The organism is Pseudomonas sp. GD03858 (assembly GCF_029840925.1).
Classification (GTDB): Bacteria; Pseudomonadota; Gammaproteobacteria; order Pseudomonadales; family Pseudomonadaceae; genus Aquipseudomonas.
Genome location: NZ_JAOCDM010000091.1, coordinates 1 through 23,953, shown reverse-complemented (window position 1 = coordinate 23,953; position 23,953 = coordinate 1). Strand labels below are relative to the sequence as shown.

The following is a 23,953-nucleotide window of genomic DNA, read 5'->3' as shown; positions in this document are numbered from 1 at the left end:
AGAACAGCGGTACAAGCCTCAATGCGGCTGGCTATCCACCGTGAACGGATACGGCTGCTTCCAACGCTCGAAGATCGGCTTCAACTCACCGCTGCGCACCAGCAGCTCCATGCGCCGATCGAACAGATCGCGCAGGGCCTTGCCTTGTTCGCTGCGAGTGAACGCGAGGTACAACGGCAGTTCGGCGACATGGCTGCGGCGAAATCGCGTGGGATCGGGCGCCTGGCCAAGCACATAGTCGACCTCGGTGAGCGCATCGATATAAAAGTCGACCCGGTCGTGCTCGAGCATCGGCAGGATACCTTCGCGGCGCTGGATCTCGCGGGAGTTGCGGACATTGGGCAGGTAGCTGGCATAGTCGTAGCCACGTACCCAGGCCAGGCGGTACTGGCCGATGGTGTCCAGCGTGGGCACCGGCTTGCCGGCCAGGCCCAGGGCATAGATGTGGTCCAGGTCGAAATGCCAGCGCGGATAGAGGTTGTCGTCGTTCTCTTCCTTGTACGACCCCACCCAGGCGTCCGCCTCGCCACGTTTGACCAGCCCCACCGCACGGCTGTAGGGCGCGCTCTGTACCACGACCTTGACCCCGGCTGGCTCGAACACCTTGCGCAATACGTCCCAGGCCAGCCCGGTGCCGTCGGCGTTGGTATAGTCGATCCACTGCTCGCTAACCAGCCGCACCTGCGTCGGCGTCTCCTGGGCCACCACGCCCGGGCCTGCGACAAACAGCACCAATGCCAGCAACACAGTCCTCAGGCCCATCGCAACGCTCCTTGTATCAGGCCACCGCCCACACCAGAACCTGCATGCCCAGCCAGGCGAACACGCCGGCCAGGATATCGTCGAGCATGATCCCGAAGCCGCCATGCACATGGCGGTCGACCCAGCGGATCGGCCACGGCTTGAGGATGTCGAAGAAACGGAACATCAAGAACCCCGCCAACAGCCACTGCCAGCCTTCCGGCACCAGCCACAGGGTGATCCACATGCCGACGATCTCGTCCCAGACGATGCCTTCATGATCGTGCACGCGCAAGTCGTTCGCCACCTTGCCGCACAGCCACACGCCGAACAGCATGCTGATGCCCAGCAGCAGCCAGTAACCCCAGTCGGGCAGCATCTGCCACAGCGGGATGAACGGCAGCGCCACCAGCGAACCCCAGGTGCCCGGCGCCTTGGGCAGGGTGCCGGAGCCGAAGCCGAAGGCGATGAAGTGCCACGGGTTGCGCCAGACCGAAGGCGGAACGAACTCCGCAGGCACCTGGTTGGGGTGGTCGGTCACGGTGTCTCCCTAAAATGTTGATAGCCCCGCTGCACGGGGGTGATGTCCTGGCCTTGGGCATCGAGCAAGGTCACACCCTGCCCTTCGCGCACATGGCCGATGACATGCGCCGTGTCCGGCAGGCTGCAAAGCGCCGCCTGCGGCACGGTGAACGCCAGCACGTAGTCGTCGCCGCCGGTCAGTGCCGCCCAGCGGGCCGCCTCGTCGCCGAGCAGCGCCTGCAAAGCAGCTGACACTGGCACCTGCTCCAGGTTCACCTCGAGGGCGACGCCGGATGCCTTGGCGATATGCCCACAATCGGCCAGCAGGCCGTCGGAGATATCCAGTGCCGCCGTGGCCAGGCCGCGCAGGCGCTCGCCCAGCACCAGCTGCGGCAGCGGCGACCAGTAGTGCTCCAGCAACGGACCGGCCACATCGGCAGCCGCCTCGCGCTCGCCCAGCACCAACGGCAAGGCCCCCGCCGCATTGCCCAGGCAACCACCGACACACAGCAGGTCGCCCGGCTGCGCGCCGCTGCGGCGCAGGGCCTGGCCCGCGGGTACCCGGCCGAACACGGTCACGGTGATGCTCAGCGGCCCACGGGTGGTGTCGCCGCCGATCAAGCTCATGCGGCAACGGTGAGCCATGCGGCCGAGGCCATCGGCGTAGGCTTCGAGCCAGTCCGGGGCGAACTCGGGCAGGGTCAGGGCGAGGGTGAAGCCGATGGGCGTGGCGCCCATGGCCGCCAGGTCGCTGGCCGCCACGGCGAGCGAGCGCTGACCCAGCAGCAGCGGGTCGCAGGTGGTGGGGAAATGCACACCGGCCACGAGCGTGTCGGTGGAGATCGCCAGCTGCTCGCCGGCGGGCAGGTCGAGCAGGGCGCAGTCGTCGCCGATCCCCAGGGCCACACCCTCGCCGCCCTGCGCACAAGGCGCGGCGGCGAAGTAGTGACGGATCAGCTCAAACTCACCCATGGCTGGTCAGCGCCGCGATCAGCGCTTGTTCGCCTTGACTTCCGCCTCACGCAGACGCGGAGCCAGCTTGTCCAGCACGCCGTTGACGAACTTGTGGCCGTCAGTGGCGCCGAAGACTTTGGCCAGTTCCACGCCTTCGTTGATGACGACGCGGTACGGCACGTCGACGCGCATCATGAACTCCCAGGTGGACAGGCGCAGCACGGCCAGCTCGACCGGGTCGAGTTCTTCCAGCGGCGTGTCCAGGCAAGGCTTGAGCGCCTCGTCGATCTCGACCTTCTTCGCCGGGACCCCGTGCAGGATCTCGCGGAAGTAGGCGCCGTCGACATCGGAGAAATCGTTATCGACCCGGAACTGCGCTTCCACTTCGTTCAGCGAGTGCTTGGCCATGTGCCACTGGTAGAGCGCTTGCGTGGCGAGCTTGCGGGCTTCGCGACGCTTGGCGCTCTTCGAGGGCTTGCCGGCATCCGCAGGTTTTGGATCGCGCGGGTTGAAACGATCGCTTTCGTCGCTAATCACTTGGCCTCCAACTGCGCCAGCAGACTGACCATTTCCAGGGCCGACAGGGCAGCTTCGGCACCTTTGTTGCCAGCCTTGGTGCCGGAACGCTCGATGGCTTGCTCGATGGAGTCGACGGTCAGGACGCCGAAGGCCACCGGAACACCGAACTCCATGGACACCTGGGCCAGGCCCTTGGTGCACTCACCCGCCACGTATTCGAAGTGCGGGGTACCGCCACGGATCACCGCGCCCAGGGCGATGATCGCGTCATAGGCGCCCTGCTGGGCGACTTTCTGGGCCACCAGCGGGATTTCGAACGCGCCCGGGGCACGGATGATGGTGATGTCGCTTTCGCTGACGCCGTGGCGTACCAGGGCATCGACTGCACCGCTTACCAGGCTTTCGACGACGAAGCTGTTGAAGCGGCCAACCACCAAAGCATAGCGACCTTTGGGGGCGATGAAGGTACCTTCGATGGTCTTCAGGGTCATTCCGATGTTCTCATCTTCAAGAGCGAGGCCGCGCTGTGGCGGCCTCGGGAGGGTTTGGACTCGAGCGGGAGGGCGATCAGACCGCCTCAAGTCACTCGGAGGGCACGTATTCTACAACTTCCAGATCGAATCCGGATATCGCATTGAACTTCATCGGCGAACTCATCAGGCGCATCTTGCGCACACCGAGGTCGCGCAGGATCTGCGAACCGGCACCGACGGTGCTGTAGGTGGTCGGTGCCTTGGGCTGCGCATCGCCCGCGCTCTCGCGGATGTGCGCCAGCAGCACGTCGCCGTCCAGCGGGTGGCCCAGCAACAGCACCACGCCGCTGCCGGCCTCGGCCACCGCAGCCATGGCGGCGCGCAGGCTCCAGCGGCCCGGCTGCTTGACCATCAGCAGGTCACGCAGCGGGTCCATGTTGTGCACGCGCACCAGGGTCGGCTCTTCGGCGCAGATCTTGCCCAGGGTCAGGGCCATGTGCACGTCGCCTTCCACCGCGTCGCGGTAGGTGACCAGGTTGAACTGGCCCAGCTCGCTGTCCAGCGGCTGCTCGGAGACGCGCTGCACGGTGCGCTCGTGGATCATGCGGTAGTGGATCAGGTCGGCGATGGTGCCGATCTTGAGGTTGTGCTCGGCGGCGAACACTTCCAGTTCGGCGCGACGCGACATGGTGCCGTCGTCGTTCATCACTTCGCAGATCACCCCGCTGGGCTCGAAACCGGCCATGCGCGCCAGGTCACAGGCAGCTTCGGTATGGCCGGCGCGGGCCAGGGTGCCGCCTGGCTGGGCCATCAGCGGGAAGATGTGGCCGGGGCTGACGATGTCCTCGGCCTTGGCGTCCTTGGCCGCGGCGGCCTGCACGGTGCGGGCGCGGTCGGCGGCGGAGATGCCGGTGGTGACGCCTTCGGCGGCCTCGATCGACACGGTGAACTTGGTGCCGAAGCCCGAGCCATTGCGCGGCGCCATCAGCGGCAACTTGAGCGTTTCGCAGCGCTCGCGGGTCATCGGCATGCAGATCAGGCCACGGGCGTGCTTGGCCATGAAGTTGATGTGCTCGGGCAGGCAGCACTCGGCTGCCATGATGATGTCGCCTTCGTTCTCGCGGTCTTCGTCATCCATGAGGATGACCATTTTGCCCTGGCGGATGTCTTCGACCAATTCTTCGATGCTGTTGAGCGCCACGCGGCACCCCCTTCTCAATCAGGATTTCAAGAAGCCGTTGGCGGCCAGGAAGCTTTCGGTGATGCCACTGCCTTTGCTCGGCTCGGCGGCCTTGTCGCCCAGCAGCAGACGCTCCAGGTAACGGGCCAGCAGGTCGACTTCGAGGTTCACCCGACGCCCGGGACGGTAGTCGGCCATGATGGTTTCGGACAGGGTGTGCGGAACGATGGTCAGCTCGAACTCGGCGCCATCGACTTCGTTGACCGTCAGGCTGGTGCCATCGACGGTGATCGAGCCCTTGTGGGCGATGTACTTGGCCAGCTCTTTCGGAGCGCGCACGCGGAACTGGATGGCACGCGCGTTATCGGCGCGCGAGACGATCTCGCCGACACCATCGACGTGGCCGCTGACCAGGTGGCCGCCCAGGCGGGTGGTGGGGGTCAGGGCCTTTTCCAGGTTGACCCGGCTGCCGCTCTTGAGGTCGACCATGGCGGTACGCTTGAGGGTCTCGACGCTGACGTCGGCCCAGAAGCCATCGCCGGGCAGCTCGACGGCGGTCAGGCACACGCCGTTGACCGCGATGCTGTCGCCGAGCTTGACGTCGCCCAGGTCGAGCTTGCCGGTTTCGACGTAGACGCGCACGTCGCCGCCCTTGGGAGCGAGGCTGCGGATGGTGCCGATGGATTCGATGATGCCGGTGAACATGCGGTTCTCCTCAGGTACGGACTGCGCGAGGCAGGCCAGGCATTATACGCCGCTGGCCGGCAGGGGAACGGCGGTGACTCGCCAGTCATCGCCAACCGCGCGCATTTCGATGATTTTCAGTCGCGGCGCTTCGCTCATCTTCGCCAGCGGCCAGTCCAGCAGCGGGCGGGCTTCAGAGCCGAGGAAGGTGCCGGCGACGAACAACTGGTATTCGTCGACCAGGCCTTGGCGGGCGAATGCGCCGACCAGGCCGGCGCCGGCCTCCAGCAGGATTTCGTTGACCCCGCGCCCGGCCAGGGTGCGCAGCAGTGCCGGCAGATCGACGCGCCCCTCGCTGCCGGGCAGGTTGATCAGTTCATGGCCGGCGGCCGCATAGCGCGGGTCCTCGCCCACGGCAGTCACCACCAGCGCCGGACCGGCCTGGAAGAACGGCGCGTCCAGCGGCAGACGCAGGCGCCCGTCGACCAGCACGCGCAACGGTGGACGCGACAGGGCCAGGGCGGTGAGGGTGTCATCCAGGCCGAGTTCTTCGCCGCGCACGGTCATGCGAGCCTGGTCGAACAGCACGCTCTCGGCGCTGGTCAGTACCACGCTGGAACGGGCGCGCAGGCGCTGCACCGCGGCACGCGCCGCAGGGCCGGTGATCCACTGGCTCTCGCCGCTGGCCATGGCGGTGCGACCGTCCAGGCTCATGGCCAGCTTGGCGCGCACGAACGGCAGGCCCTGCTCCATGCGCTTGAGGAAGCCCGGGTTGAGCGCGCGGGCCTCGGCCTCTAGCACGCCGCTGGCGACTTCGATGCCGGCCTCGCGCAGCCGCCGCAGGCCATTGCCGGCCACTTGCGGATTGGGGTCCTGCATTGCCGCCACCACCCGCGCCACACCGGCGTTCACCAGCGCTTCGGCGCACGGCGGGGTACGACCATGGTGGCTGCAGGGTTCGAGGGTGACATAGGCACAGGCGCCACGGGCACGCTCGCCGGCCTGGCGCAGGGCATGGACCTCGGCGTGCGGCTCGCCGGCGCGCACATGCCAGCCTTCGCCGACCACCTCGCCGTCGCGCACGATCACGCAGCCCACGCGGGGGTTGGGGTGGGTGCTGTACAGGCCCTTGCGGGCCAGTTCCACGGCCCGGGCCATGTAGTGGGCGTCGAGAATGGCTTGGCTGGACATGCTTACTCTTTGGCTGGCTCGCGGGCCAGGCGGTCGATTTCTTCGCGGAATTCGTCGAGGTCCTGGAAACGCCGGTAGACCGAGGCGAAACGGATGTAGGCCACTTCGTCGAGCTTGCGCAGCTCGGCCATCACCATTTCACCGACCACCAGCGACTTCACCTCACGCTCGCCGGTGGCGCGCAGGCGGCTCTTGATATGCGCCAGCGCCGCTTCCAGGCGCTCGACGCTGACCGGACGCTTCTCCAGCGCGCGCTGCATGCCGGCGCGCAGTTTGTCTTCGTCGAACGGCTGGCGCGTGCCGTCCTGCTTGATCAGCCGGGGCAGGACCAGTTCGGCGGTTTCGAAGGTGGTGAAACGCTCGCCGCAGGCGACGCATTCGCGCCGGCGGCGCACCTGTTCGCCCTCGGCGACCAGACGCGAGTCGATGACCTTGGTGTCGTTGGCACCGCAAAACGGACAGTGCATGGTGGCAGGCAACAAAAAAAGGGAGGGCCATGGTAGCGCATTGCACTGGCAAGACAAGCCAAAGGGGTTACCATCCATGCAAATCTGCCCGTGAAGGACTCTTCCATGCATCATCGAGCACTCGTCGTGCTGTGCTGCGCCGCCCTGCTCGCCGCCTGCGGCAGCGACCGGCCAAAGCCGGAACAGGCCCCCGCCCCCGCGCCGGCGAGAGTGGCGAAGAAAACCGAACCGCTGGGGCCGTTGCCCGCCTACCAGCGCGAGCTGAGCGGCTCGCTGCTGGAAATCCCGGCAGGCGCCGACGTGGAGCTGGCCCTGCTGGTCATCGACGAACGCGGTCGCCCGCAACAGCTGCTGGCCAGCAGCACCCTCACCGGCACCGGCCAGGCCCTGCCCTACCGCCTGCGCTTCAACCCCGAGGCATTTCCCGCTGGCGCGCGCGTCGAACTGCGTGGCCGCGCCAGCCGCTCCGGTCAACTGATCATGCACCTGCCCCCCGTGCGCATCGCCCAGGCGCAAACCCAGGCCACCGGCCCGCTGCGCTTCGAAAAGGCCCCATAAGTGGCGCCGCAGGCCTTGCAGCAAGCCCTCGGCAAGCTGATCGGCGAAGCGCGCCTGGTGACCTGCGAGCTGCCCGGGTGCGCGCTCAGGCTGTGGTTGATCGACGAGCAGAACATGGATCGCGAATTCACCAGCGAGGAAACCCGACGCATCCTCGAAGAGCCGCCCTACTGGAGCTTCTGCTGGGCCAGCGGCCTGGCCATGGCACGCTACCTGGCCGAGCACCCCGAATGGGTGCGCGGCAAGCGTGTGCTGGACTTCGGCGCCGGCTCCGGCATCGCCGGGATCGCCGCCGCCCGGGCCGGCGCGCTGGAGGTGGTGGCCTGCGACCTCGACCCGCTGGCCCTGGATGCCTGTCGCGCCAATGCCGCGCTGAACGGGGTGACGCTGAACTTCAGCAGCGACTTCTTCGCCGAGACCGACCGCTTCGACCTGATCCTGGTCGCCGACGTGCTCTACGACCGCGCCAACCTGCCGCTGCTGGACCAGTTCCTCAGTCGTGGCCGCCAGGCCCTGGTGGCCGATTCGCGGGTGCGCGATTTCAGCCATCCCCTGTACCGCCCGCTCGGCGTGCTCGAGGCGCTGACCCTGCCGGATCTGGCCGAACCGCACGAATTCCGCCGGGTCAGCCTGTACCACGCCAGCCGCGAGCCCTTATAGTGGAGGCATTCACGGATTTGCGAGAGTCGCGATGAGCCAAGCTCCTGTTAACACAAGCCTGCCATTTATCTTCGATGTCACCGATGCCACTTTCCAGCAACTGGTCATCGAGAACTCCTTCCACAAGCCGGTGCTGGTCGACTTCTGGGCAGAGTGGTGCGCGCCGTGCAAAGCGCTGATGCCGCTGCTGGCGAAGATCACCGAGGGCTACCAGGGCGAACTGTTGCTGGCCAAGGTCAACTGCGACGTCGAACAGCAGGTCGTCGCCCAGTTCGGCATCCGCAGCCTGCCGACCGTGGTGCTGTTCAAGGACGGCCAGCCGGTCGATGGTTTTGCCGGCGCCCAGCCCGAATCGGCGATCCGCACCATGCTCGAACCCCACGTGCAGATGCCCGCGCCGCCCACCGCCGCGCCGCTGGAGCAGGCCAAGGCGCTGTTCGCCGAAAGCCGTTTCAGTGAAGCCGAGGCCCTGTTGCAGGTGCTGCTGGGTGAAGACAACAGCAATGCCGAGGCGCTGATCCTCTATGCCCGCTGCCTGGCCGAGCGTGGCGAGCTGGGCGAGGCCCAGGTGGTGCTCGATGCGGTCAAGACCGACGAGCACAAGGCCGCCCTGGCCGGCGCCAAGGCCCAACTGACCTTCCTGCGCCAGGCCGCCAGCCTGCCGGAAGCCGCCGAGCTGAAAAGCCGCCTGGCGCAGAACCCGCAGGATGACGAGGCGGCCTATCAGTTGAGCATCCAGCAACTGGCGCGCCAGCAGTACGAGGCCGCGCTGGAAGGGTTGCTGAAGCTGTTCCAGCGCAACCGGGCCTACGAGAACGGCCTGCCGCAGAAGGCGCTGTTGCAGGTGTTCGAACTGCTGGGCAGCGATCACCCGCTGGTCAGCGTGTACCGCCGCAAGCTCTCTGCCGCGATGTTCTGACCCCCTTCGCGGGCAAGCCCGCTCCCACAGGCATTGCAGTGCAAATCCTCTGGGAGCGGGTTTACCCGCGAAGAGGCAGGAACAAGCAACTCAGCCTACCCAGCGATACACCGGCGCATCCACGCCGCTCTCCACCTTCACCTCGCTGCTATGACGCAAGCGCACCAGCAGCCGCTTGCCCGCCGCCACGCTCCCGGCCAGCCCCTCCAGGCGCTCCAGCAACTCCGGCCCGCTCATCTGCCCCGCCTGGCGCAGCACCTCGCGCGCCGCGTTCCACTGCCCATCGTCCTGGCGCGGTGCCGGACTGGAACTGACCGGCGTGACTGCCACAGGCAGTGGCGTCTCAAGCCGTCGCCCCAACTGCGCCCATTCCTCCGGCGCCAGCTCGAGGGTCAAATCCACCGGCCACTCACCGATCTGTCCACGAATTCTCACGCTGTCTTCCTCGCTCAAGGGCTCGATGCCGCCATGCTCCCATGAAGATGAAACCTGTGCCAGGCAGGCTGGCGATGCCAGGAAAAATTGTTATAACATCACAAAATCTTTCCAAGCCGCCTGTGGAGCCGTCCATGCGTCGTCTGTTGCTCGCCCTGCCCTTCGCCCTGCTGCCCCTGGCCGTGGCCCATGCCCACGGCGACCATGATCATGATCACGCCCATGGCACCCTGGGCGCCCACGAGCATGGCGTGGCCAAGCTCAACGCGGTGCTAGACGGCAACACCCTGGAGCTGGAGCTGGACAGCCCGGCCATGAACCTGGTCGGTTTCGAGCACGCCGCCAGCACCGATGCCGACAAGGCCAAGGTCGCCGCCGCCCGCCAGCAGCTCGAGCAGCCCCTGAAGCTGTTCGGTGTCTCGCCGGCCGCCGGCTGCAAGGAAGAGGCCCAGGAACTGGAAAGCCCGCTGTTCGGCGACACCGCCCATGCCGACGAAGAGGGTGACGAGCATGACCACGACCACCAGCATGCCGACGTCAACGCGCGCTACCAGCTGAGCTGTGCCACCCCAGGCAAACTCACTCAGATCGACCTCGGCCCGCTGTTCAAGACCTTCCCGCAGACCCAGAAGATCAACGTGCAGCTGATCGGCCCGAACGGCCAGAAAGGCGTGGAAGCCACCCCCGGCAAGGCCGTGGTCGCGTTCTGAATGAGCCAGGCGCTGATCGAACTGCATGACCTGGTGTTCGCCTGGCCCGGCCAGGCGCCGCTGCTGGAGATCCCGGCATTTCGCCTGGAGCCCGGCGAAGCCCTGTTCCTCAAGGGTCCGAGCGGCAGCGGCAAGACCACGCTGCTTGGCCTGCTGGGCGGGGTCAACCGGCCAGGCCAGGGCACTGTCCAGCTGCTCGGCCAGGACCTGGCGACCCTGGGCCAGGGCGCGCGTGACCGCTTCCGGGTCGACCACACCGGCTACATCTTCCAGCAGTTCAACCTGCTGCCGTTTCTGTCGGTGCGGGAAAACGTCGAGCTACCCTGTCGTTTCTCGAAAAGCCGCGCCAAGCGCGCTGCCCAGCGCCATGGCAGCATCGACCAGGCCGCCGCGCAGCTGCTCGAGCATCTGGGCCTGGGCGATCCCGACCTGCTCGCGCGCCGCGCCGACAGCCTGTCGATCGGCCAGCAGCAGCGGGTCGCCGCGGCCAGGGCGCTGATTGGCCAGCCCGAACTGGTGATCGCCGACGAGCCGACCTCGGCGCTCGACGCCGACACCCGCGAAGCCTTCATTCGCCTGCTGTTCGATGAGTGCCGCGCCGCCGGCTCCAGCCTGTTGTTCGTCAGCCATGACCAGAGTCTGGCGCCGCTGTTCGATCGCCATCTGTCCCTGGCCGAACTCAACCGCGCCGCCAAGCCCCGGGAGGCCTGATGTACCTGCTTCGCCTTGCCCTGGCCAGCCTGGCCAACCGCCGTTTCACCGCGTGCCTGACCGCCTTCGCCATCGCCCTGTCGGTGTGCCTGCTGCTGGCCGTCGAGCGGGTGCGTACCGAAGCTCGCGCCAGCTTCGCCAGCACCATCAGCGGCACCGACCTGATCGTCGGCGCGCGCTCGGGGTCGGTGAACCTGCTGCTGTACTCGGTGTTCCGCATCGGCAACGCCACCAACAACATTCGCTGGGACAGCTACGAGCACTACGCCAAGGATCCTCGGGTGAAGTGGGCGATCCCTATCTCGCTGGGCGACTCGCACCGTGGCTACCGGGTGATGGGCACCACCGCCGACTACTTCGCGCATTACCAGTTCGGTCGCCGCCAGCACCTGCAACTCAGCCAGGGCCGGGCGTTCGCCGACGACCCGTTCGAGGTGGTGCTCGGCGCCGAAGTGGCCGAGGCACTGCACTACAAGCTCGGCGAAAAGCTGGTGCTGGCCCATGGTGTAGCCGCCATCAGCCTGGTCAAGCACGACGACAAGCCGTTCACCGTGGTCGGCGTGCTCGCGCGCACCGGCACCCCGGTGGACCGCACCCTGCACATCAGCCTGGCTGGCATGGAGGCGATCCACATCGACTGGCACAACGGCGTGCCGGCCCGCGGCGCCGGGCGCATCAGCGCCGAGCAGGCGCGCACCATGGACCTGCAGCCCAGCGCCATCACCGCCTTCATGCTCGGGCTCAACAGCAAGATCGCCACCTTCAGCCTGCAACGCGAGATCAACGAGTACCGTGCCGAGCCGCTGCTGGCGATCCTGCCCGGCGTGGCCCTGCAGGAGCTGTGGAGCCTGATGGGCACCGCCGAGCAGGCGCTGTTCGTGGTGTCGCTGTTCGTCGTGCTCACCGGCCTGATCGGCATGCTCACGGCGATCCTCACCAGCCTCAACGAACGCCGCCGGGAAATGGCCATCCTGCGCTCGGTGGGCGCGAGGCCCTGGCATATCGCCGGGCTGCTGGTGCTCGAGGCACTGGCCCTGGCGCTGGCGGGGATCGCCGCCGGGCTGGGACTGCTGTATGCGGGCATCGCCCTGGCCCAGGGCTACGTACAGGCCAACTATGGGCTATACCTGCCCCTGGCCTGGCCGAGCGCCCACGAGTGGACCTTGCTGGCCATCATCCTCGGCGCGGCGCTGCTGATGGGCAGCGTGCCGGCCTGGCGCGCCTATCGGCAGTCGCTGGCCGATGGCTTGTCGATTCATCTTTAAGAGACAGACATGACCCTAGCCTTCGCCGCCTGCTTCGCGGGTAAACCCGCTCCCACAGGGATCGCCTCGCCTCCTGTGGGAGCGGGTTTACCCGCGAAGCAGGTAACACCAGTCCTTCAGTACCTCCTGCTCGCGCTCCTGGTCGCACTTTCGCTGCCCCTCTGGGCCGCCGATCCCCGCGAGCTGGACTGGCCCGCCCTGATTCCCGAGGGCGCACCGGTCATCCCGCCGCAACTGACGCCGCTGCACGACCTGTCACAGATCGGCAACGCGCTGGCCGCCGAGGCCGCGCCCGCCGCCCGCCAGCAGGCGCCCAACGCCCCGGTGGTCAAGGCCCTGGATGGCCAGGCGGTGAAGATCCCCGGCTACATCGTGCCGCTGGAAGTCAGCGACGAGGGGCGTACCACCGAATTCCTCCTGGTGCCCTACTACGGCGCCTGCATCCATGTGCCGCCACCGCCGTCGAACCAGATCGTGCATATCTTCAGCGAGATGGGCGTGCGCATCGAGGACCTCTACCAGCCTTACTGGATCGAAGGCACGATGCGGGTCAAGGCCAGCAGCAGCGAACTGGCCGACGCGGGCTACCAGATGGAGGCCGAGAAAATCTACGCCTACGAGCTGAAATGAGCACCGCGCCCGCCCGATGACGCGGCTTCGTTGAGCTGGGTCAAACTTTCTGTTTAGTCGGCTTCGTACCATTGGACTACTCGATTACTCACGTCCTTTGGGAGCTTCCATGAACAAGTCCTTGCTCAGTGCCTCGCTCGTCGCGTTGGCGCTCGCAGCCCCTGTTGCCCACGCCCACCAGGCAGGCGATTTCATCATTCGCTCTGGCGCCATCACCACCGCGCCGAACGAAAACAGCGGCGACATCAAGCTCGACGGCGTCAAGGCTTCGGGCACCAAGGCGACTCTGGACAGCGACACCCAGCTGGGCCTGGCCTTCGCCTACATGCTCACCGACCACATCGGCATCGAGTTGCTGGCCGCCACGCCGTTCAAGCACACCGTGGGCGTGAAGGGCCTCGGCCCAGGCCTGGACGGCAAGCTGGCGGACATCAAGCAGCTGCCGCCGACCCTGTCGCTGCAGTACTACCCGATGGAGCCGTCCTCGAAGTTCCAGCCGTACGCTGGCGTGGGTATCAACTACACCCTGTTCTTCGATGAAGACCTGAGCAGCAATCGCAAGGCGCAAGGCTTCAGCAACATGAAACTGCAGGACTCGGTCGGCATCGCCGGCCAGCTGGGCATGGACTACATGATCACCGACAACCTGCTGTTCAACGCCGCGGTCTGGTACGTCGACATCGACACCAAGGCCAGCATCAACGGCCCGAGCGCCCTGGGCGTCGGCAAGACCAAGGTCGACGTGGACGTCGACCCGTGGGTCTACATGGTCGGCCTGGGCTACAAGTTCTGATCCTGCGGCAAGCCCGCTCCGCCTGGAGCGGGCTTGCTCGCTTGCCGCCACAGATGGCCCCAGCACCCCCAGGCCAGCGCACTGATCCCCGCCCCCAACCCGCACACCGCGCCCCAGCCCCACCGCGCGTAGACCCAGGTCGCTGCCACCGCCCCCAGGCCGCTGCCCAGCGAATAGCAACACATGTAGGCGCCGATCAGCCGGCTCGCCATTTCGCTGCGCCCCGCCAGCAGCAGACTCTGATTGGTCACATGCACCGCCTGCACGGCCAGGTCGAGCATCAGCACGCCGAGCACCAGCGCCGGCAGTGACTGTTCGAGGTACGCGCTCGGCCACCAGGACAGCGTCAGCAAGCCCAGCGCCCAGCCGACGACGGCCCGACCATGCCCGCGATCGACCAGGCGACCGGCACGTGAAGCCGCCAGCGCGCCTGCCATGCCGGCCAGGCCGAACAAGCCGATCTGGGTGTGATCGAGCGACAGCGGTGCGGCGCTCAGCGGCAGTACCATCGCGCTCCACAGCACGCTGAATGCGGCGAAGATCAGCAGCGCGAACACCCCATGCCGACGCAGCAACCGGTCATGCCGGTACAGGCGCACCACCGACCCCAGCAATGCCCGGTAGGTAGGCCGCTCACCCTGCAGGCTGGCGGACGGCAGCCGCCAGGCGAGCAGTGCCGCCATCAGTAGTGCAAGCCCTGACGCGCCGAAATACACGCCATGCCAGCCAAACCGGTCGGCCACCATGCCCGACACCAGCCGCGCCAGCAGTATCCCCAGTACCACGCCACTGGTGACCGTGCCCACCGCCTGTCCCTGCTGCGCGGGCGTGGCCAGGGTAGCGGCATGCGCCACCATCACCTGCACCACCACCGCGGCCAGTCCGACCATGGTCAGCGCCGCCAGGAGCATGGCCCAGTCCACGGCCAGCGCCACCGCGAGCAAGGCACCCGCCGACGCCAGCAACTGGCCGAGGATCAGGCGCCTGCGATCGACCAGGTCGCCCAGCGGCACGATCAGCAGCAGCCCCAGGGCATACCCGGCCTGGGTCATTCCCACCACCAGGCCCGTGCGAGCGCTGCCCACCCCCAGGCTGGTCGCCATCGACTCCAGCAGCGGCTGGGCAAGATAGACCGTGGCCACGGCCAGGGCACAGGCGGCGGCCAACAACAGCGTCAATCCACGGGTGAGCGGCGGCATGGGCTGATCCTCGACAAACTGGTTTCTTTTTAAAACCACAAGATTGGCTTTCTAGCAAAGGTGGTTTTAATCTGCAACCAAACTTTCTCCAGGGAACGCGCCATGCTCGACGAAAACAACCAGCAATGCCCCGTGGCCCGCGCACTGCAAGTGCTGGGCGACCGCTGGGCGCTGATGATCCTGCGCGATGCCTTCGATGGCCTGTGCCGTTTCAGTGAATTCCAGCGCAACCTGGGGCTGGCGAAGAACATCCTCGCCGCGCGCCTGAAGCTGCTGGTGGAGGCTGAGCTGCTCGTGCAGCAGCCGGCCTCGGATGGCAGTGCGTACAAGGAATATGTGCTGAGCGAAAAGGGGCGCTCGGTATTTCCGATCGTGATCGGCTTGCGCCAGTGGGGGGAGCGTTACCTGTTCACGGCGGGGGAATCACGCTCGCAGCTGGTCGATGATCGCGGCCAGGCTCTGGAGACGCTGCAGGTGCGGGCCCGGGATGGGCGAGCGGTGGGGCCGGAGGATTGCCGACGGCGGGTGGTCCGGCATGCGTGACGTCATCGCGGGGCAAGCCCCCACAGGGACCGCACTAATCCCAAGCCTTGCGCAACGCCTGTGGGAGCGGGTTCACCCGCGAAGCAAGCGACGCGGTACTTGGCACCGGCTACGCCGGTGTTCGCGGCTAAAGCCGCTCCCACAGGGACCGCACTGATCCCAAGCCTCGCGCAACTCCTGTGGGAGCGGGCTTGACCCGCGAAGTGAACTCAAGCCTTGCCGAGCAACCGCGCCAGCCCCTCGACGAACGGCGTCGGCTCAGGGAACGTGAAACGCGTCAGCAAGCGCGAATTGTCCGCCCGCGAATGGCGGATATCCCCCGAGCGGGCCTGGCCGTAGCTGACTGCCGGCAAACCGCCCACCACCTGCTCCAGTGCCTTGAGCAACTGATTCAGCGAAGTCGCCTGGTTCAGGCCGATATTCACCGCGCCTTCTTCCACCACCGGCTGCTCGAGTGCCTGCACCATCACCTGCACCAGGTCGCCGACATACAGGAAATCGCGGGTCTGCTCACCGTCGCCGAACACGGTGATCGGCGTACCCCGGGTAGCGCGTTCGCAGAAGATGCTGATCACCCCTGAATACGGCGAGGAGGGATCCTGACGCGGCCCGAAGATGTTGAAGAAGCGGAACACCACCGGCTCCAGGCCATGCTGGCGACGGTAGAAGTCCAGGTACTGTTCGCTGGCCAGCTTGTCCACCGCATAGGGCGTCAACGGCGCCTTGGGCGTGTCCTCGGCGATCGACTGGCCTTCGCCATTGTTGCCGTACACCGCCGCGCTGGAGGCGAACAGCACGCGACGGATGCCATTGAGGCGCATCGCTTCGCAGACATTGAGCGTGCCGATGAAATTGCTCTGGTGGGTCTTCACCGGATCTTCCACCGAGGCCTGCACCGAGGCCACCGCGGCCAGGTGCACCACCGCCTGGCAACCCGCGGCGGCACGCGCGACCAGGGCGGCGTCGGCGACATCGCCTTCGAGCAGTTCCAGGCGCGGATGGCCGAGCTGCAGGTTCTCGCGCTTGCCCGTGGACAAGTCATCGAGGATACGCACCGCGTAGCCTTTCTCCAGCAACGCGTCGCACAGGTGCGAGCCAATGAAGCCGGCACCGCCGGTGATCAGGATGGGGGCGTCAGCCATGTCGGTAGAAACGGTCCAGTAGGGGCGGCAAGCCGGCGCGCCAGGCGCGCGGTTTGATGCCGAAGGTGTGAAGGATCTTCTTGCAGGCCAGCACCGCGTGCTGCGGCTCTTCGCTGGCGTCCGGGCGCGCGGCGTGGGCCTGGGCGGTCGGCGCCTGCACGGCCAGCTGCCGCCATTGCGTGGCTTCGGCGAGGATCGCCTGGCCCAGCGCCAGCGGCGTGGTGGCCTCGTTGCCGGCGTAATGATAGGTGCCCCACAGCGGCGCCTTGCAGTCGAGCTGCTTGAGCACCGAGAGGATGACCCGGGCGGCGTCGTCCACCGGCGTCGGGTTGCCACGCCGGTCATCGGCCAGCAGCAGTTCCTGGGGGTGCTCGGCGCGGGTCAGGAAGCGCCCGAGCGCGCCATCGACGCTCTCGTCGAGCAACCAGCCGAAGCGCAGCAGCACATGATGCGGGCAGGTGGCGCGCACGCTCTGCTCGATACGCCAGAGGGCCTGGCCACGCAGCCCGAGCGGCACGGGTTCGTCCTTCTCGCTGTAGGCCGTGGCGCGCGAGCCGTCGAACACACGGTAGCTGGAAGGCTGCACGAGGATGATCTCGTGGTGCTGGCACAGCTCGGCGAGCCGCTCCACCGCGCGCTCCTGCAGGGCCAGACGCTGTTCGCTGACGGACTCGGCCTGGAACCAGTCGAAGTAGTAGGCCAGGTTGACCACCACGTCGGGGCGCTGCTCGTCGAGCAGCAGGGTCAGGCTGGCCGGGTCCCAACCGTGCTCCGGAGGGCGCGGCGCCAGGAAGGCGATGTCTTCCTCGGCCCCGAGGCGAATCAACGCTTGCCCGAGGGCATTGCCACCACCCAACAGCATCAGGCGCATACGCATAGAGTCAACAGGTCCGGTCAGATCGATGGAGGAAAGGAGCCATTTTGCTGTTTCCGCAGGGGGAAGTCCAACCTGGGCCAGGCACGGGCGCTTTTTGCGCAGATAGGCGCCAGATCCCACCACCCTAGCAACTAGGAAATGACTGATCAAAGACAAGGAATAGTCTGACTTTCGGTTTGCCCTCGCGATAGGTCCAATTGCCGCCTTGCCCATGACCCGAGGTCTCGGACTGGGCTTGCCAGGACAACCCAATGACAAGGATAGAGTCAGATGAACGACCCGGAAGTCGCTTGCGTGCAATTCACCCCCTCCCAAGCCCAGGCGCTGGCCGTTGCCAGCCAGGCCCTCGCCGAATTGGGCGGTCCTCAGGCCCAGGGCGCGGCTCGCCAGGCCCGCGCCCACGCCGAACGGCTCACGGCCAGCCTGACGCCCGGCCAGCAAGCGGTGCTGCGGCGGTTCGCCCAGGGCAACCTCTCGGCGCTGCTGTTCTCGCAGATGCACGCGCCGGACGATACGCCGCCCGAACAGCTGCCCGTCCTGGCGGAGCTCGAGCAGGACGCCGACTGCCGCTACCTCGCCTCGCGCAACCAGCTGTTGCTGGAACTGGCCCACTATCGTGCGTTCGCCTTCGATATCGACAATGACGGCAAGCTCGTGCGCCTGGTCGCCAACTTCAAGGGCGGCGGCAGCACCCCGCGTCCCGGCGAAAACCGCCAGGCGGCGGTGGAGCTCAGCTCCCACTCAGGCCTCAACCTCGGCCCGCACACCGAAGCGCCCTATAACTGTTCGGTAAAAAGCCGACACGGCCACTCGCCCGCCCCCAGCGCGCTGATCCTGACGGCCCGCTGGAACCCGGCAAGGGAGCCGACCCGGATTTTTCCGCTGCCGCCGATCATCGAGCAGCTGGGAACCCTGCACGCCCTGGCGCTGACATCGCCATCGTTCGACTTCAGCCGCAGCGAATGCTTCGTGCAAGGCCAGGGATCGGCTGGCAAGGCCACCTCGATGCTGCAGTTCGACCCCAACGGCGGCTTCAGCATGCGCTACAACGCCTACCGTTTTTCACTCAACGACGGCGCCAGCGAGGCTGCCGCGCGCGCGTTCGATGCCTTCCAGAACCTGCTGGGCTCGACCCCGCCCCTGCCGTTCGTGCTGGAGCCCGGCAACGCCTTGCTGATCAACAACTGCCGGGCCCTGCACGGTCGCGACTCCGTCCAGGACAACCGCCGCCTGCTGGTACGTCTGTTCGCCTACTCACCCTTCGCCCGCCCGCTGGTGATCAGCGACGACCCGCTGCTCGTTCGCGGCTGACCAGGAGTGTTCGACCGTGCTCGAAACCTTGCCCCAAGCCCTTGATCTGGAACTTCTGCTGCTGCTCGCGGCGGTGGCGTTGCTGGCCGGCTTCTTCGACGCGATTGCCGGAGGTGGCGGCCTGCTCACCCTGCCCATGTTGTTCATCGCCGGTATCGATCCGCTGACGGCCATCGCCAGCAACAAGTTCCAGGCCGCCTCGGCGACGGTTTCCGCAACCGTCGCCTTTGCCCGCAAGGGCATGATCGATTGGCACAGCGGCCTGCCCATGGCGTTCATGGCGTTCATCGGTGGCGCGCTGGGCGCGCTGTCGGTGAGCCTGGTGCCGCAGGCCCTGCTCCAGGCCTGCGTGCCGGTGTTGCTGATACTCGTGGCGGCCTGGTTCGCGTTCAGCCCGAAACTTCAGGAGCAGCAACGGCAAGCGAAAGTGTCCCTCAGCCTGTTCTGCCTGGGCGTCGCACCGCTGATCGGCTTCTACGACGGTGTGTTCGGCCCAGGCGTCGGTTCGTTCTTCATGCTTGCCTGCGTGCTTCTGCTTGGCCAACACTTGATGCGCGCGGTATGCAGCAGCAAGCTACTGAATGCTGCCTGCAACCTGGGGGCGCTGTCGGTGTTCGCGCTGGGCGGGGCGATCATCTGGCCACTGGCCCTGGCGATGGCCGCCGCGGCGATCGTCGGTGCCCAGCTGGGCGCGCGCTGTGCCGTGCGTTTCGGCACACGCCTGATCAGGCCGCTGGTAGTCTGCGTCTGCTGCGTCATGGCGCTCAAGCTGTTGAGCACACCCGGCAACCCCATCGTCGAATGGCTGAACACTCAATTCTCATAGGAGCAGGAGATGGACCTCGAGCCGAGCGTTGCACCACGCGCCCTCTGGCAATACGACGAACCCGCGCCCGGTCCGGAGCGATTCATCGAAGAACGCTTCGACGGTTATCGCCAGCAGGCCCGTCTGCTGCTGGCGCATACCGAGCGCTCGGCACCGGTGTTCGTCGTCGGCGGCGCCCGGTCGGATTTCACTCGGCTCAATCCGCTGCTTTACCGCCTGCAACAGCGGGGCATCGGCTCGCTGACCGGCAACCTGTCCGGGCACAGCCGGGCAAGCGAACCGGGGGCAAAGGACGCCTCGCTGGCCAGCAACCTGCAGGAAGCCCTGCGTTTTCACCAGCACCTCGACAGCCGCAGCGACACCGTGATCGGCCATAGCCTGGGCGGCGCCCTCGCCCTCAAGCTGGCGGCCCAGCGATCCCAGGTGCGCAAGCTGGTGCTGATCTGCCCGGCGGTCTACCCCGATGCGGCCCATGCCGCGCCGTTCGGTCCGGCGTTCAGCGAAGCGATCCGCAAGCCTTTTGCCTTTCTCGACTGCGACAGCTATGCCTTCCTGCGCCAGTTCCAGGGGCGGGTGCTGCTGGTGGTCGGCGAGTACGACGGGCTCAACTCCAAGGTCCACGGCCAGGGCCCCGGCACCTCGGCGGGCACGCGAAACCTGGCGGGGGTGGAGCGTTACAGCCCGATTCCCGAAGAGGTCACCCACACGCTGCTGCGTTCAGTGCCGGCCCGCCATGTGGAGTGCCTGATGCTGACCGATTGCGACCATGGCATCGCCGCGCACCTGCGCGACAGGCCGCAGGTGGCGGACCAGGTGGCCGAGAGCGTGGCGGCGTTCATTCTCGATTGACCGCTTGGGCCTGTCCCTGTGGGGCGGGTTTAGCGGATCGCCGCGCCGCGGCGCAGCAAGCAGCGCGGTGCATGGCACCGGCTTCGCCGGTGTTCGCGGGCAAGCCCGCTCCCACAGGGGCTGCGTCATGCCCGGTGGTGACGGCGCTCACTCGATCTCGAACAGGCCGTTGCTGATCATCCCGGCGCTCAGCCGGTCGCGGATGTCGTCATCGATGCGTGGATCGTCCGGGCGGTACAGCTTGATCTGGCGATAGGCATTGATGCGGTTGATCTCCTCGCCCAGGTACTCCCAGACTACCCGGGTGCAGGCCGGGTTGCGCCGGTCACCGCTGGAAACCCCGGTCTTGAGGCCGTTGAGCCGGCTGATGCGGCTCTTGAAGCTGGGGATGAGAATGGTCTGGCTCATCTCGTTGAAGGTCAGCGATTCGTAGTCGATCAGGAACATCCTGTCCTGCAACTGGAACGCCGCGCCCAGATAACGGCAACGCACCTCGGCATGCTGGTCGAGGCCACTGCTGCGCTCCTGGCGTTCCTGGCGCTCGAACAGAAAGCTGCCACGTTCCTCCCACAGATGCACCAGCGACACCAGGATCGAGCCCGGCACCGACATGCAGTTGGCGTATTCGAAGTAGTAACCGCAATAGCGCGACAGGTTGCCGGCTTCTTTATGCAGTGGCTTGAACAGTTCGCTGATCGGGTCGTCCTGATTGCCGAAACGCGGTTCCTGGCTGCGCGCGCCGATCAACCGGGCGAACTGTTCGGGCGGCAAGCCCAGCTCGTAATCCTCGACACCAAAGAAGTCGCCGATGCGCTTGAGGTTGTAGGCCGTCGGGCGGCTCTGGCCGCTCAGGTACTTGTTGAATTGCCCGCGGTTGATCGACAGCTGCCGGCAAACCTCCGAGATAGAGCGGTAGTGGCTGCAGGCCAATTTGAGGTTGACAGCGAAATGATCGCCCATGATGCGCGGGTCCAGGTGATGCGAGTGGCGCAAGTCTAGCATCAAGTCGCACCAAAACGGAGCAACCCGCGAAATTGTAACCACAGTTGTCATGGCCAACCATGCGCCCCCAATGAATCGCGGTGCGCCTGCCGCCCGCTGGTCTTTCCACGCGAAGAATAAGAATCGAGGTCATTTTTCAATGCTCGAAGCACTCAACGATTTCCTTTCGGGGAAACTGCTCATCGTGCTGATCGTCGGACTCGGCGGTTATTTCACCATCCGCTCGCGGTTCGTCCAGTTCCGCCACTTCGGCCACATGTTCGGTGTCTTCAAGGAATCCCTTCGCGGCCAGGCAGGCCAACTGAGCTCGTTCCAGGCCCTGATGCTGAGCCTGGCCGGTCGCGTCGGCGCCGGTAACATCGCCGGTGTCGGTATCGCCGTGACCCTCGGCGGCCCGGGCGCCGTGTTCTGGATGTGGGTCACCGCCCTGGTCGGCATGGCCAGCAGCTTCTTCGAATGCACCCTGGCCCAGGTCTACAAGCGCGCCGATGGCGACGGCCTGTATCGCGGCGGCCCGGCGTACTACATCCTGCACGGCCTGAAGCTGAGAAGCATGGCGATCGTGTTCTCGATCCTGCTGCTGGTCACCTACGGCTTCGCCTTCATCGGCGTGCAGTCGTACACCGTGACCCACTCGCTGCAGAACGCCTTCGGCTTCGAGCCTAGCCGTACCGGCATCGTGCTCGCGGTGCTGCTGGCCATCACCTTCATCGGTGGCATCAAGCGTATCGCCGCGGTGTCCGACCTGCTGGTGCCGGTCAAGACCCTGGCCTACATCGGCGTGACCCTGTACGTGATCGGCACCCAGATCGAACACGTGCCAGCGATGCTGGAAACCATCTTCAAGAGCGCCTTCGGCCTTGATCCTGCGTTTGGCGGCCTGCTCGGCAGCGCCATCGTCATGGGCGTGAAGCGTGGCGTGTTCGCCAACGAAGCAGGTCTGGGCAGCGCACCGAACGTCGCCGCCGTCGCCGCTGTGAAGCACCCGGGCGCCCAGGGCGTGGTCCAGGCCTTCAGCGTGTTCCTCGACACCTTCGTGATCTGCACCTGCACCGCGCTGCTGATCCTGCTGTCGGGCTTCTACACTCCGGGCTTCGAAGGTGACGGCATCGTCCTGACCCAGAACTCGCTGGCCGCCGTGGTCGGTGACTGGGGTCGCCTGTTCGTCAGCGTGGCGCTGTCGCTGTTCGTGTTCACTTGCATCCTCTACAACTACTACCTGGGCGAGAACAGCCTGCAGTTCCTCAGCCGCAACCGCGTGGTGCTGATGATCTTCCGTGGCCTGGTACTGGCGCTGGTGATCTGGGGTTCGGTACAGAACCTGTCGACCGTGTTCGCCTTCGCCGACATCACCATGACCTGCCTGGCCTTCGTCAACCTGATCGCCCTGGCCCTGCTGTTCAAGGTCGGCCTGCGGGTGATGCGCGACTACGACGAGCAGCGCAAGGCTGGCATCAAGCAGCCAGTGTTCGACGCCAGCAAGTTCGCCGACCTGGACCTGGACCGTGCCGCCTGGCCGGCCATTTCGCCGGCTGAAACAGCCACTGACAAAGCCGACGCCCAGGCGCAGCTGCAGCGCTGATATCCTCCCCTGCCCCAGCCGCCCCGTCCGTGGGCGGCTGCCTCTTCTTTCGCTACATCGCTACGGAATGTCTCCATGCGTGCAGTCAAGAATCTTCTCGTCCTCTATACCGGTGGCACCATCGGCATGCTGCAGACCGCCGAAGGCCTGGCACCCGCCGGCGGCTTCGAAGCGCGCATGCGCGAGCATTTCGCCGCCTGCGGCGATGCGCCGGGGGTGCAGTGGTCGCTGCGTGAGCTGAACCCTCTGATCGATAGCGCCAACATGCAGCAGGGCAACTGGCTGGCGATGCGCGACGCCATCGTCGAGGCGGTCGAGCGCGACGGCCACGATGGCGTGCTGGTGCTGCATGGCACCGACACCCTGGCCTACAGCGCCGCGGCCCTGTCGTTCCTGCTGCTCGGTTTGCCGGCGCCGGTGTTGCTGACCGGCTCCATGCTGCCGGCCGGCGCGCCGGACAGCGATGCCTGGGCCAACCTCGTCGGCGCCCTGGGCTTGTTCGAAAGCGGCCTGGAGGACGGCGTGCAGCTGTACTTCCACGGTCAGCTGCTGCACGGCTGCCGTGCCTCGAAGCTGCGCAGCGAGGCGTTCGACGCCTTCACCGTGCTGCCGCGCCATCGTGAAGGCGAGCGTGCGCGGGAGCTGCCGACCCGCCTGGATTACCGTCAGCCGCGCCAACCGGTGAAGCTGGCGGTCATGCCGGTGTTCCCGGGGCTGGCCGCGGAGCATCTGCGTGGTCTGTTCGACAGTGGCATCCAGGGGTTGGTGCTGGAGTGCTACGGTAGCGGCACCGGGCCGTCCGACGACCAGGCGCTGCTCGACGTGCTGCATGACGCCCGCCAGGGTGGCGTGATGATCGTCGCCATCAGCCAGTGTCCGGAAGGGTCGGTGGTGTTCGACACCTATGCCGCTGGCAGCCGCCTGCGTGATACCGGGCTGGTCAGCGGTGGGGGCATGACCCGCGAAGCGGCGCTGGGCAAGCTGTTCGCGCTGCTCGGGGCGGGGTTGGATGTCCAAGCGGCGGAGCACTGGTTCGCCCTGGACTTATGTGGTGAGCGCGCTTAGGCGCGGTGGCCTTCAGAGCGACACACGAACCGGCTTTGCTTTGGCTTTGGTTTTGGCGATCAGAAGTCTAGCCCCACTGCCCGCTAGCGTCAGCTGCGCCAGCCCAGGCGCCGCCCGTACCTTCGCGACTTCAGGAGGCCGAACG

28 protein-coding genes are annotated in these 23,953 nt (G+C 66.5%); 14 read left to right on the top strand and 14 right to left on the bottom strand.

The window, feature by feature from the left end:
• Positions 1-18: 18 nt before the first annotated feature.
• The 9 genes from N5D48_RS19890 to nrdR form a co-directional block, all read right to left on the bottom strand.
• Entirely contained in the window at positions 19-762 is a 744-nt protein-coding gene (locus tag N5D48_RS19890; RefSeq protein ID WP_279887410.1) for a transporter substrate-binding domain-containing protein, read from the bottom strand.
• A gap of 16 nt (positions 763-778) precedes the next feature.
• On the bottom strand, positions 779-1,282 hold the full coding sequence (locus N5D48_RS19885; RefSeq protein ID WP_023632630.1) for a phosphatidylglycerophosphatase A: 504 nt from the start codon (positions 1,280-1,282) through the stop codon (positions 779-781).
• Positions 1,279-2,235 carry a thiamine-phosphate kinase gene (gene thiL / locus N5D48_RS19880; RefSeq protein ID WP_279887409.1) on the bottom strand — a complete coding sequence of 319 codons (957 nt, stop codon included), beginning with the start codon at positions 2,233-2,235 and terminating at the stop codon, positions 1,279-1,281. The genes N5D48_RS19885 and thiL overlap by 4 nt, the downstream gene beginning before the upstream one ends.
• 18 nt (positions 2,236-2,253) lie before the next feature.
• Positions 2,254-2,754, bottom strand: coding sequence for a transcription antitermination factor NusB (gene nusB / locus N5D48_RS19875; RefSeq protein WP_028690278.1), 501 nt, complete (start codon positions 2,752-2,754; stop codon positions 2,254-2,256).
• Positions 2,751-3,227 (bottom strand): 6,7-dimethyl-8-ribityllumazine synthase, encoded by a 477-nt coding sequence (gene ribE, locus N5D48_RS19870; protein WP_003255395.1) that lies wholly within the window; start codon positions 3,225-3,227, stop codon positions 2,751-2,753. The genes nusB and ribE overlap by 4 nt, the downstream gene beginning before the upstream one ends.
• 91 nt (positions 3,228-3,318) lie before the next feature.
• Positions 3,319-4,410 (bottom strand): bifunctional 3,4-dihydroxy-2-butanone-4-phosphate synthase/GTP cyclohydrolase II, encoded by a 1,092-nt coding sequence (ribBA, locus tag N5D48_RS19865; protein ID WP_279887407.1) that lies wholly within the window; start codon positions 4,408-4,410, stop codon positions 3,319-3,321.
• Positions 4,411-4,428: 18 nt separating this feature from the next.
• Positions 4,429-5,094, bottom strand: coding sequence for a riboflavin synthase (locus N5D48_RS19860; RefSeq protein ID WP_279887406.1), 666 nt, complete (start codon positions 5,092-5,094; stop codon positions 4,429-4,431).
• A gap of 42 nt (positions 5,095-5,136) precedes the next feature.
• Entirely contained in the window at positions 5,137-6,264 is a 1,128-nt protein-coding gene (ribD, locus tag N5D48_RS19855; RefSeq protein ID WP_279887405.1) for a bifunctional diaminohydroxyphosphoribosylaminopyrimidine deaminase/5-amino-6-(5-phosphoribosylamino)uracil reductase RibD, read from the bottom strand.
• 2 nt (positions 6,265-6,266) lie between these two features.
• Positions 6,267-6,731 carry a transcriptional regulator NrdR gene (gene nrdR, locus N5D48_RS19850; RefSeq protein ID WP_009685710.1) on the bottom strand — a complete coding sequence of 155 codons (465 nt, stop codon included), beginning with the start codon at positions 6,729-6,731 and terminating at the stop codon, positions 6,267-6,269.
• Between the two features lie 105 nt (positions 6,732-6,836).
• Between nrdR and N5D48_RS19845 the strand changes: the two genes are divergently transcribed.
• From N5D48_RS19845 to trxA, 3 genes are read left to right on the top strand one after another with little or no spacing between them, the layout of a single operon-like run.
• Positions 6,837-7,289, top strand: coding sequence for a YbaY family lipoprotein (locus tag N5D48_RS19845; RefSeq protein ID WP_279887403.1), 453 nt, complete (start codon positions 6,837-6,839; stop codon positions 7,287-7,289).
• A complete protein-coding gene (locus N5D48_RS19840; protein WP_279887402.1) occupies positions 7,290-7,949 on the top strand; it encodes a 50S ribosomal protein L11 methyltransferase in 660 nt (219 codons plus the stop codon).
• 31 nt (positions 7,950-7,980) lie between these two features.
• Positions 7,981-8,868: a thioredoxin gene (gene trxA, locus N5D48_RS19835; protein WP_279887401.1), complete on the top strand. Its 888-nt coding sequence runs from the start codon at positions 7,981-7,983 to the stop codon at positions 8,866-8,868.
• A gap of 90 nt (positions 8,869-8,958) precedes the next feature.
• Here the strand turns inward: trxA and N5D48_RS19830 are convergent, their stop codons facing one another.
• Positions 8,959-9,303: a hypothetical protein gene (locus N5D48_RS19830; RefSeq protein ID WP_279887400.1), complete on the bottom strand. Its 345-nt coding sequence runs from the start codon at positions 9,301-9,303 to the stop codon at positions 8,959-8,961.
• 134 nt (positions 9,304-9,437) lie between these two features.
• Here N5D48_RS19830 and N5D48_RS19825 point away from each other — a divergent pair, with 134 nt between their 5' ends.
• The 5 genes from N5D48_RS19825 (at position 9,438) to N5D48_RS19805 (ending at position 13,412) form a co-directional block, all read left to right on the top strand.
• Complete coding sequence (locus N5D48_RS19825) at positions 9,438-10,013, top strand: DUF2796 domain-containing protein (RefSeq protein ID WP_279887398.1); 576 nt, start codon at positions 9,438-9,440, stop codon at positions 10,011-10,013.
• The gene (locus N5D48_RS19820; protein ID WP_279887396.1) at positions 10,014-10,724 is read left to right on the top strand and encodes an ABC transporter ATP-binding protein; all 711 of its coding nucleotides are present in this window, start codon (positions 10,014-10,016) and stop codon (positions 10,722-10,724) included.
• Positions 10,724-11,989: an ABC transporter permease gene (locus tag N5D48_RS19815; RefSeq protein WP_279887394.1), complete on the top strand. Its 1,266-nt coding sequence runs from the start codon at positions 10,724-10,726 to the stop codon at positions 11,987-11,989. The genes N5D48_RS19820 and N5D48_RS19815 overlap by 1 nt, the downstream gene beginning before the upstream one ends.
• A 9-nt stretch (positions 11,990-11,998) precedes the next feature.
• Positions 11,999-12,619 (top strand): DUF3299 domain-containing protein, encoded by a 621-nt coding sequence (locus N5D48_RS19810; RefSeq protein ID WP_279887392.1) that lies wholly within the window; start codon positions 11,999-12,001, stop codon positions 12,617-12,619.
• Positions 12,620-12,728: 109 nt separating this feature from the next.
• A complete protein-coding gene (locus tag N5D48_RS19805) occupies positions 12,729-13,412 on the top strand; it encodes an OmpW family outer membrane protein (protein ID WP_279887390.1) in 684 nt (227 codons plus the stop codon).
• Here N5D48_RS19805 and N5D48_RS19800 read toward each other — a convergent pair.
• A complete protein-coding gene (locus N5D48_RS19800; RefSeq protein WP_279887388.1) occupies positions 13,400-14,611 on the bottom strand; it encodes an MFS transporter in 1,212 nt (403 codons plus the stop codon). The two genes, N5D48_RS19805 and N5D48_RS19800, sit on opposite strands and share 13 nt — an antisense overlap.
• A gap of 102 nt (positions 14,612-14,713) precedes the next feature.
• Here N5D48_RS19800 and N5D48_RS19795 point away from each other — a divergent pair, with 102 nt between their 5' ends.
• On the top strand, positions 14,714-15,154 hold the full coding sequence (locus N5D48_RS19795; protein ID WP_279887385.1) for a helix-turn-helix domain-containing protein: 441 nt from the start codon (positions 14,714-14,716) through the stop codon (positions 15,152-15,154).
• A gap of 209 nt (positions 15,155-15,363) precedes the next feature.
• Here N5D48_RS19795 and N5D48_RS19790 read toward each other — a convergent pair whose 3' ends face one another.
• Positions 15,364-16,296, bottom strand: coding sequence for an NAD-dependent epimerase/dehydratase family protein (locus N5D48_RS19790; protein ID WP_279887383.1), 933 nt, complete (start codon positions 16,294-16,296; stop codon positions 15,364-15,366).
• Entirely contained in the window at positions 16,289-17,173 is an 885-nt protein-coding gene (locus N5D48_RS19785) for a sugar nucleotide-binding protein (protein ID WP_279887381.1), read from the bottom strand. The genes N5D48_RS19790 and N5D48_RS19785 overlap by 8 nt, the downstream gene beginning before the upstream one ends.
• 270 nt (positions 17,174-17,443) lie before the next feature.
• On the opposite strand from N5D48_RS19785, the gene N5D48_RS19780 reads away from it, so the two are divergent.
• From N5D48_RS19780 to N5D48_RS19770, 3 genes are read left to right on the top strand one after another with little or no spacing between them, the layout of a single operon-like run.
• Positions 17,444-18,484 carry a TauD/TfdA family dioxygenase gene (locus tag N5D48_RS19780; RefSeq protein WP_279887379.1) on the top strand — a complete coding sequence of 347 codons (1,041 nt, stop codon included), beginning with the start codon at positions 17,444-17,446 and terminating at the stop codon, positions 18,482-18,484.
• A gap of 16 nt (positions 18,485-18,500) precedes the next feature.
• Positions 18,501-19,310 (top strand): TSUP family transporter, encoded by an 810-nt coding sequence (locus N5D48_RS19775; RefSeq protein ID WP_279887378.1) that lies wholly within the window; start codon positions 18,501-18,503, stop codon positions 19,308-19,310.
• 9 nt (positions 19,311-19,319) lie between these two features.
• The gene (locus N5D48_RS19770) at positions 19,320-20,159 is read left to right on the top strand and encodes an alpha/beta fold hydrolase (RefSeq protein WP_279887376.1); all 840 of its coding nucleotides are present in this window, start codon (positions 19,320-19,322) and stop codon (positions 20,157-20,159) included.
• A 147-nt stretch (positions 20,160-20,306) separates the two neighbouring features.
• On the opposite strand, the gene N5D48_RS19765 is transcribed toward N5D48_RS19770, so the two are convergent.
• Entirely contained in the window at positions 20,307-21,119 is an 813-nt protein-coding gene (locus N5D48_RS19765; RefSeq protein WP_279887412.1) for a helix-turn-helix transcriptional regulator, read from the bottom strand.
• Between the two features lie 181 nt (positions 21,120-21,300).
• Here N5D48_RS19765 and N5D48_RS19760 point away from each other — a divergent pair, with 181 nt between their 5' ends.
• Positions 21,301-22,743 carry a sodium:alanine symporter family protein gene (locus N5D48_RS19760; protein WP_279887374.1) on the top strand — a complete coding sequence of 481 codons (1,443 nt, stop codon included), beginning with the start codon at positions 21,301-21,303 and terminating at the stop codon, positions 22,741-22,743.
• Positions 22,744-22,818: 75 nt separating this feature from the next.
• Positions 22,819-23,808 (top strand): asparaginase, encoded by a 990-nt coding sequence (locus tag N5D48_RS19755; RefSeq protein ID WP_279887372.1) that lies wholly within the window; start codon positions 22,819-22,821, stop codon positions 23,806-23,808.
• Positions 23,809-23,953: the final 145 nt, after the last annotated feature.

What these genes read in the sequence shown, in the direction of transcription:
- N5D48_RS19890 (WP_279887410.1), bottom strand. Translation starts at nt 762, where the DNA reads ATGGGCCTGAGGACTGTGTTGCTGGCATTGGTGCTGTTTGTCGCAGGC.
- thiL (WP_279887409.1), bottom strand. Translation starts at nt 2,235, where the DNA reads ATGGGTGAGTTTGAGCTGATCCGTCACTACTTCGCCGCCGCGCCTTGT.
- ribE (WP_003255395.1), bottom strand. Translation starts at nt 3,227, where the DNA reads ATGACCCTGAAGACCATCGAAGGTACCTTCATCGCCCCCAAAGGTCGC.
- N5D48_RS19860 (WP_279887406.1), bottom strand. Translation starts at nt 5,094, where the DNA reads ATGTTCACCGGCATCATCGAATCCATCGGCACCATCCGCAGCCTCGCT.
- ribD (WP_279887405.1), bottom strand. Translation starts at nt 6,264, where the DNA reads ATGTCCAGCCAAGCCATTCTCGACGCCCACTACATGGCCCGGGCCGTG.
- nrdR (WP_009685710.1), bottom strand. Translation starts at nt 6,731, where the DNA reads ATGCACTGTCCGTTTTGCGGTGCCAACGACACCAAGGTCATCGACTCG.
- N5D48_RS19845 (WP_279887403.1), top strand. Translation starts at nt 6,837, where the DNA reads ATGCATCATCGAGCACTCGTCGTGCTGTGCTGCGCCGCCCTGCTCGCC.
- trxA (WP_279887401.1), top strand. Translation starts at nt 7,981, where the DNA reads ATGAGCCAAGCTCCTGTTAACACAAGCCTGCCATTTATCTTCGATGTC.
- N5D48_RS19825 (WP_279887398.1), top strand. Translation starts at nt 9,438, where the DNA reads ATGCGTCGTCTGTTGCTCGCCCTGCCCTTCGCCCTGCTGCCCCTGGCC.
- N5D48_RS19820 (WP_279887396.1), top strand. Translation starts at nt 10,014, where the DNA reads ATGAGCCAGGCGCTGATCGAACTGCATGACCTGGTGTTCGCCTGGCCC.
- N5D48_RS19815 (WP_279887394.1), top strand. Translation starts at nt 10,724, where the DNA reads ATGTACCTGCTTCGCCTTGCCCTGGCCAGCCTGGCCAACCGCCGTTTC.
- N5D48_RS19810 (WP_279887392.1), top strand. Translation starts at nt 11,999, where the DNA reads ATGACCCTAGCCTTCGCCGCCTGCTTCGCGGGTAAACCCGCTCCCACA.
- N5D48_RS19805 (WP_279887390.1), top strand. Translation starts at nt 12,729, where the DNA reads ATGAACAAGTCCTTGCTCAGTGCCTCGCTCGTCGCGTTGGCGCTCGCA.
- N5D48_RS19800 (WP_279887388.1), bottom strand. Translation starts at nt 14,611, where the DNA reads ATGCCGCCGCTCACCCGTGGATTGACGCTGTTGTTGGCCGCCGCCTGT.
- N5D48_RS19795 (WP_279887385.1), top strand. Translation starts at nt 14,714, where the DNA reads ATGCTCGACGAAAACAACCAGCAATGCCCCGTGGCCCGCGCACTGCAA.
- N5D48_RS19790 (WP_279887383.1), bottom strand. Translation starts at nt 16,296, where the DNA reads ATGGCTGACGCCCCCATCCTGATCACCGGCGGTGCCGGCTTCATTGGC.
- N5D48_RS19785 (WP_279887381.1), bottom strand. Translation starts at nt 17,173, where the DNA reads ATGCGTATGCGCCTGATGCTGTTGGGTGGTGGCAATGCCCTCGGGCAA.
- N5D48_RS19780 (WP_279887379.1), top strand. Translation starts at nt 17,444, where the DNA reads ATGAACGACCCGGAAGTCGCTTGCGTGCAATTCACCCCCTCCCAAGCC.
- N5D48_RS19770 (WP_279887376.1), top strand. Translation starts at nt 19,320, where the DNA reads ATGGACCTCGAGCCGAGCGTTGCACCACGCGCCCTCTGGCAATACGAC.
- N5D48_RS19765 (WP_279887412.1), bottom strand. Translation starts at nt 21,119, where the DNA reads ATGGGCGATCATTTCGCTGTCAACCTCAAATTGGCCTGCAGCCACTAC.
- N5D48_RS19760 (WP_279887374.1), top strand. Translation starts at nt 21,301, where the DNA reads ATGCTCGAAGCACTCAACGATTTCCTTTCGGGGAAACTGCTCATCGTG.
- N5D48_RS19755 (WP_279887372.1), top strand. Translation starts at nt 22,819, where the DNA reads ATGCGTGCAGTCAAGAATCTTCTCGTCCTCTATACCGGTGGCACCATC.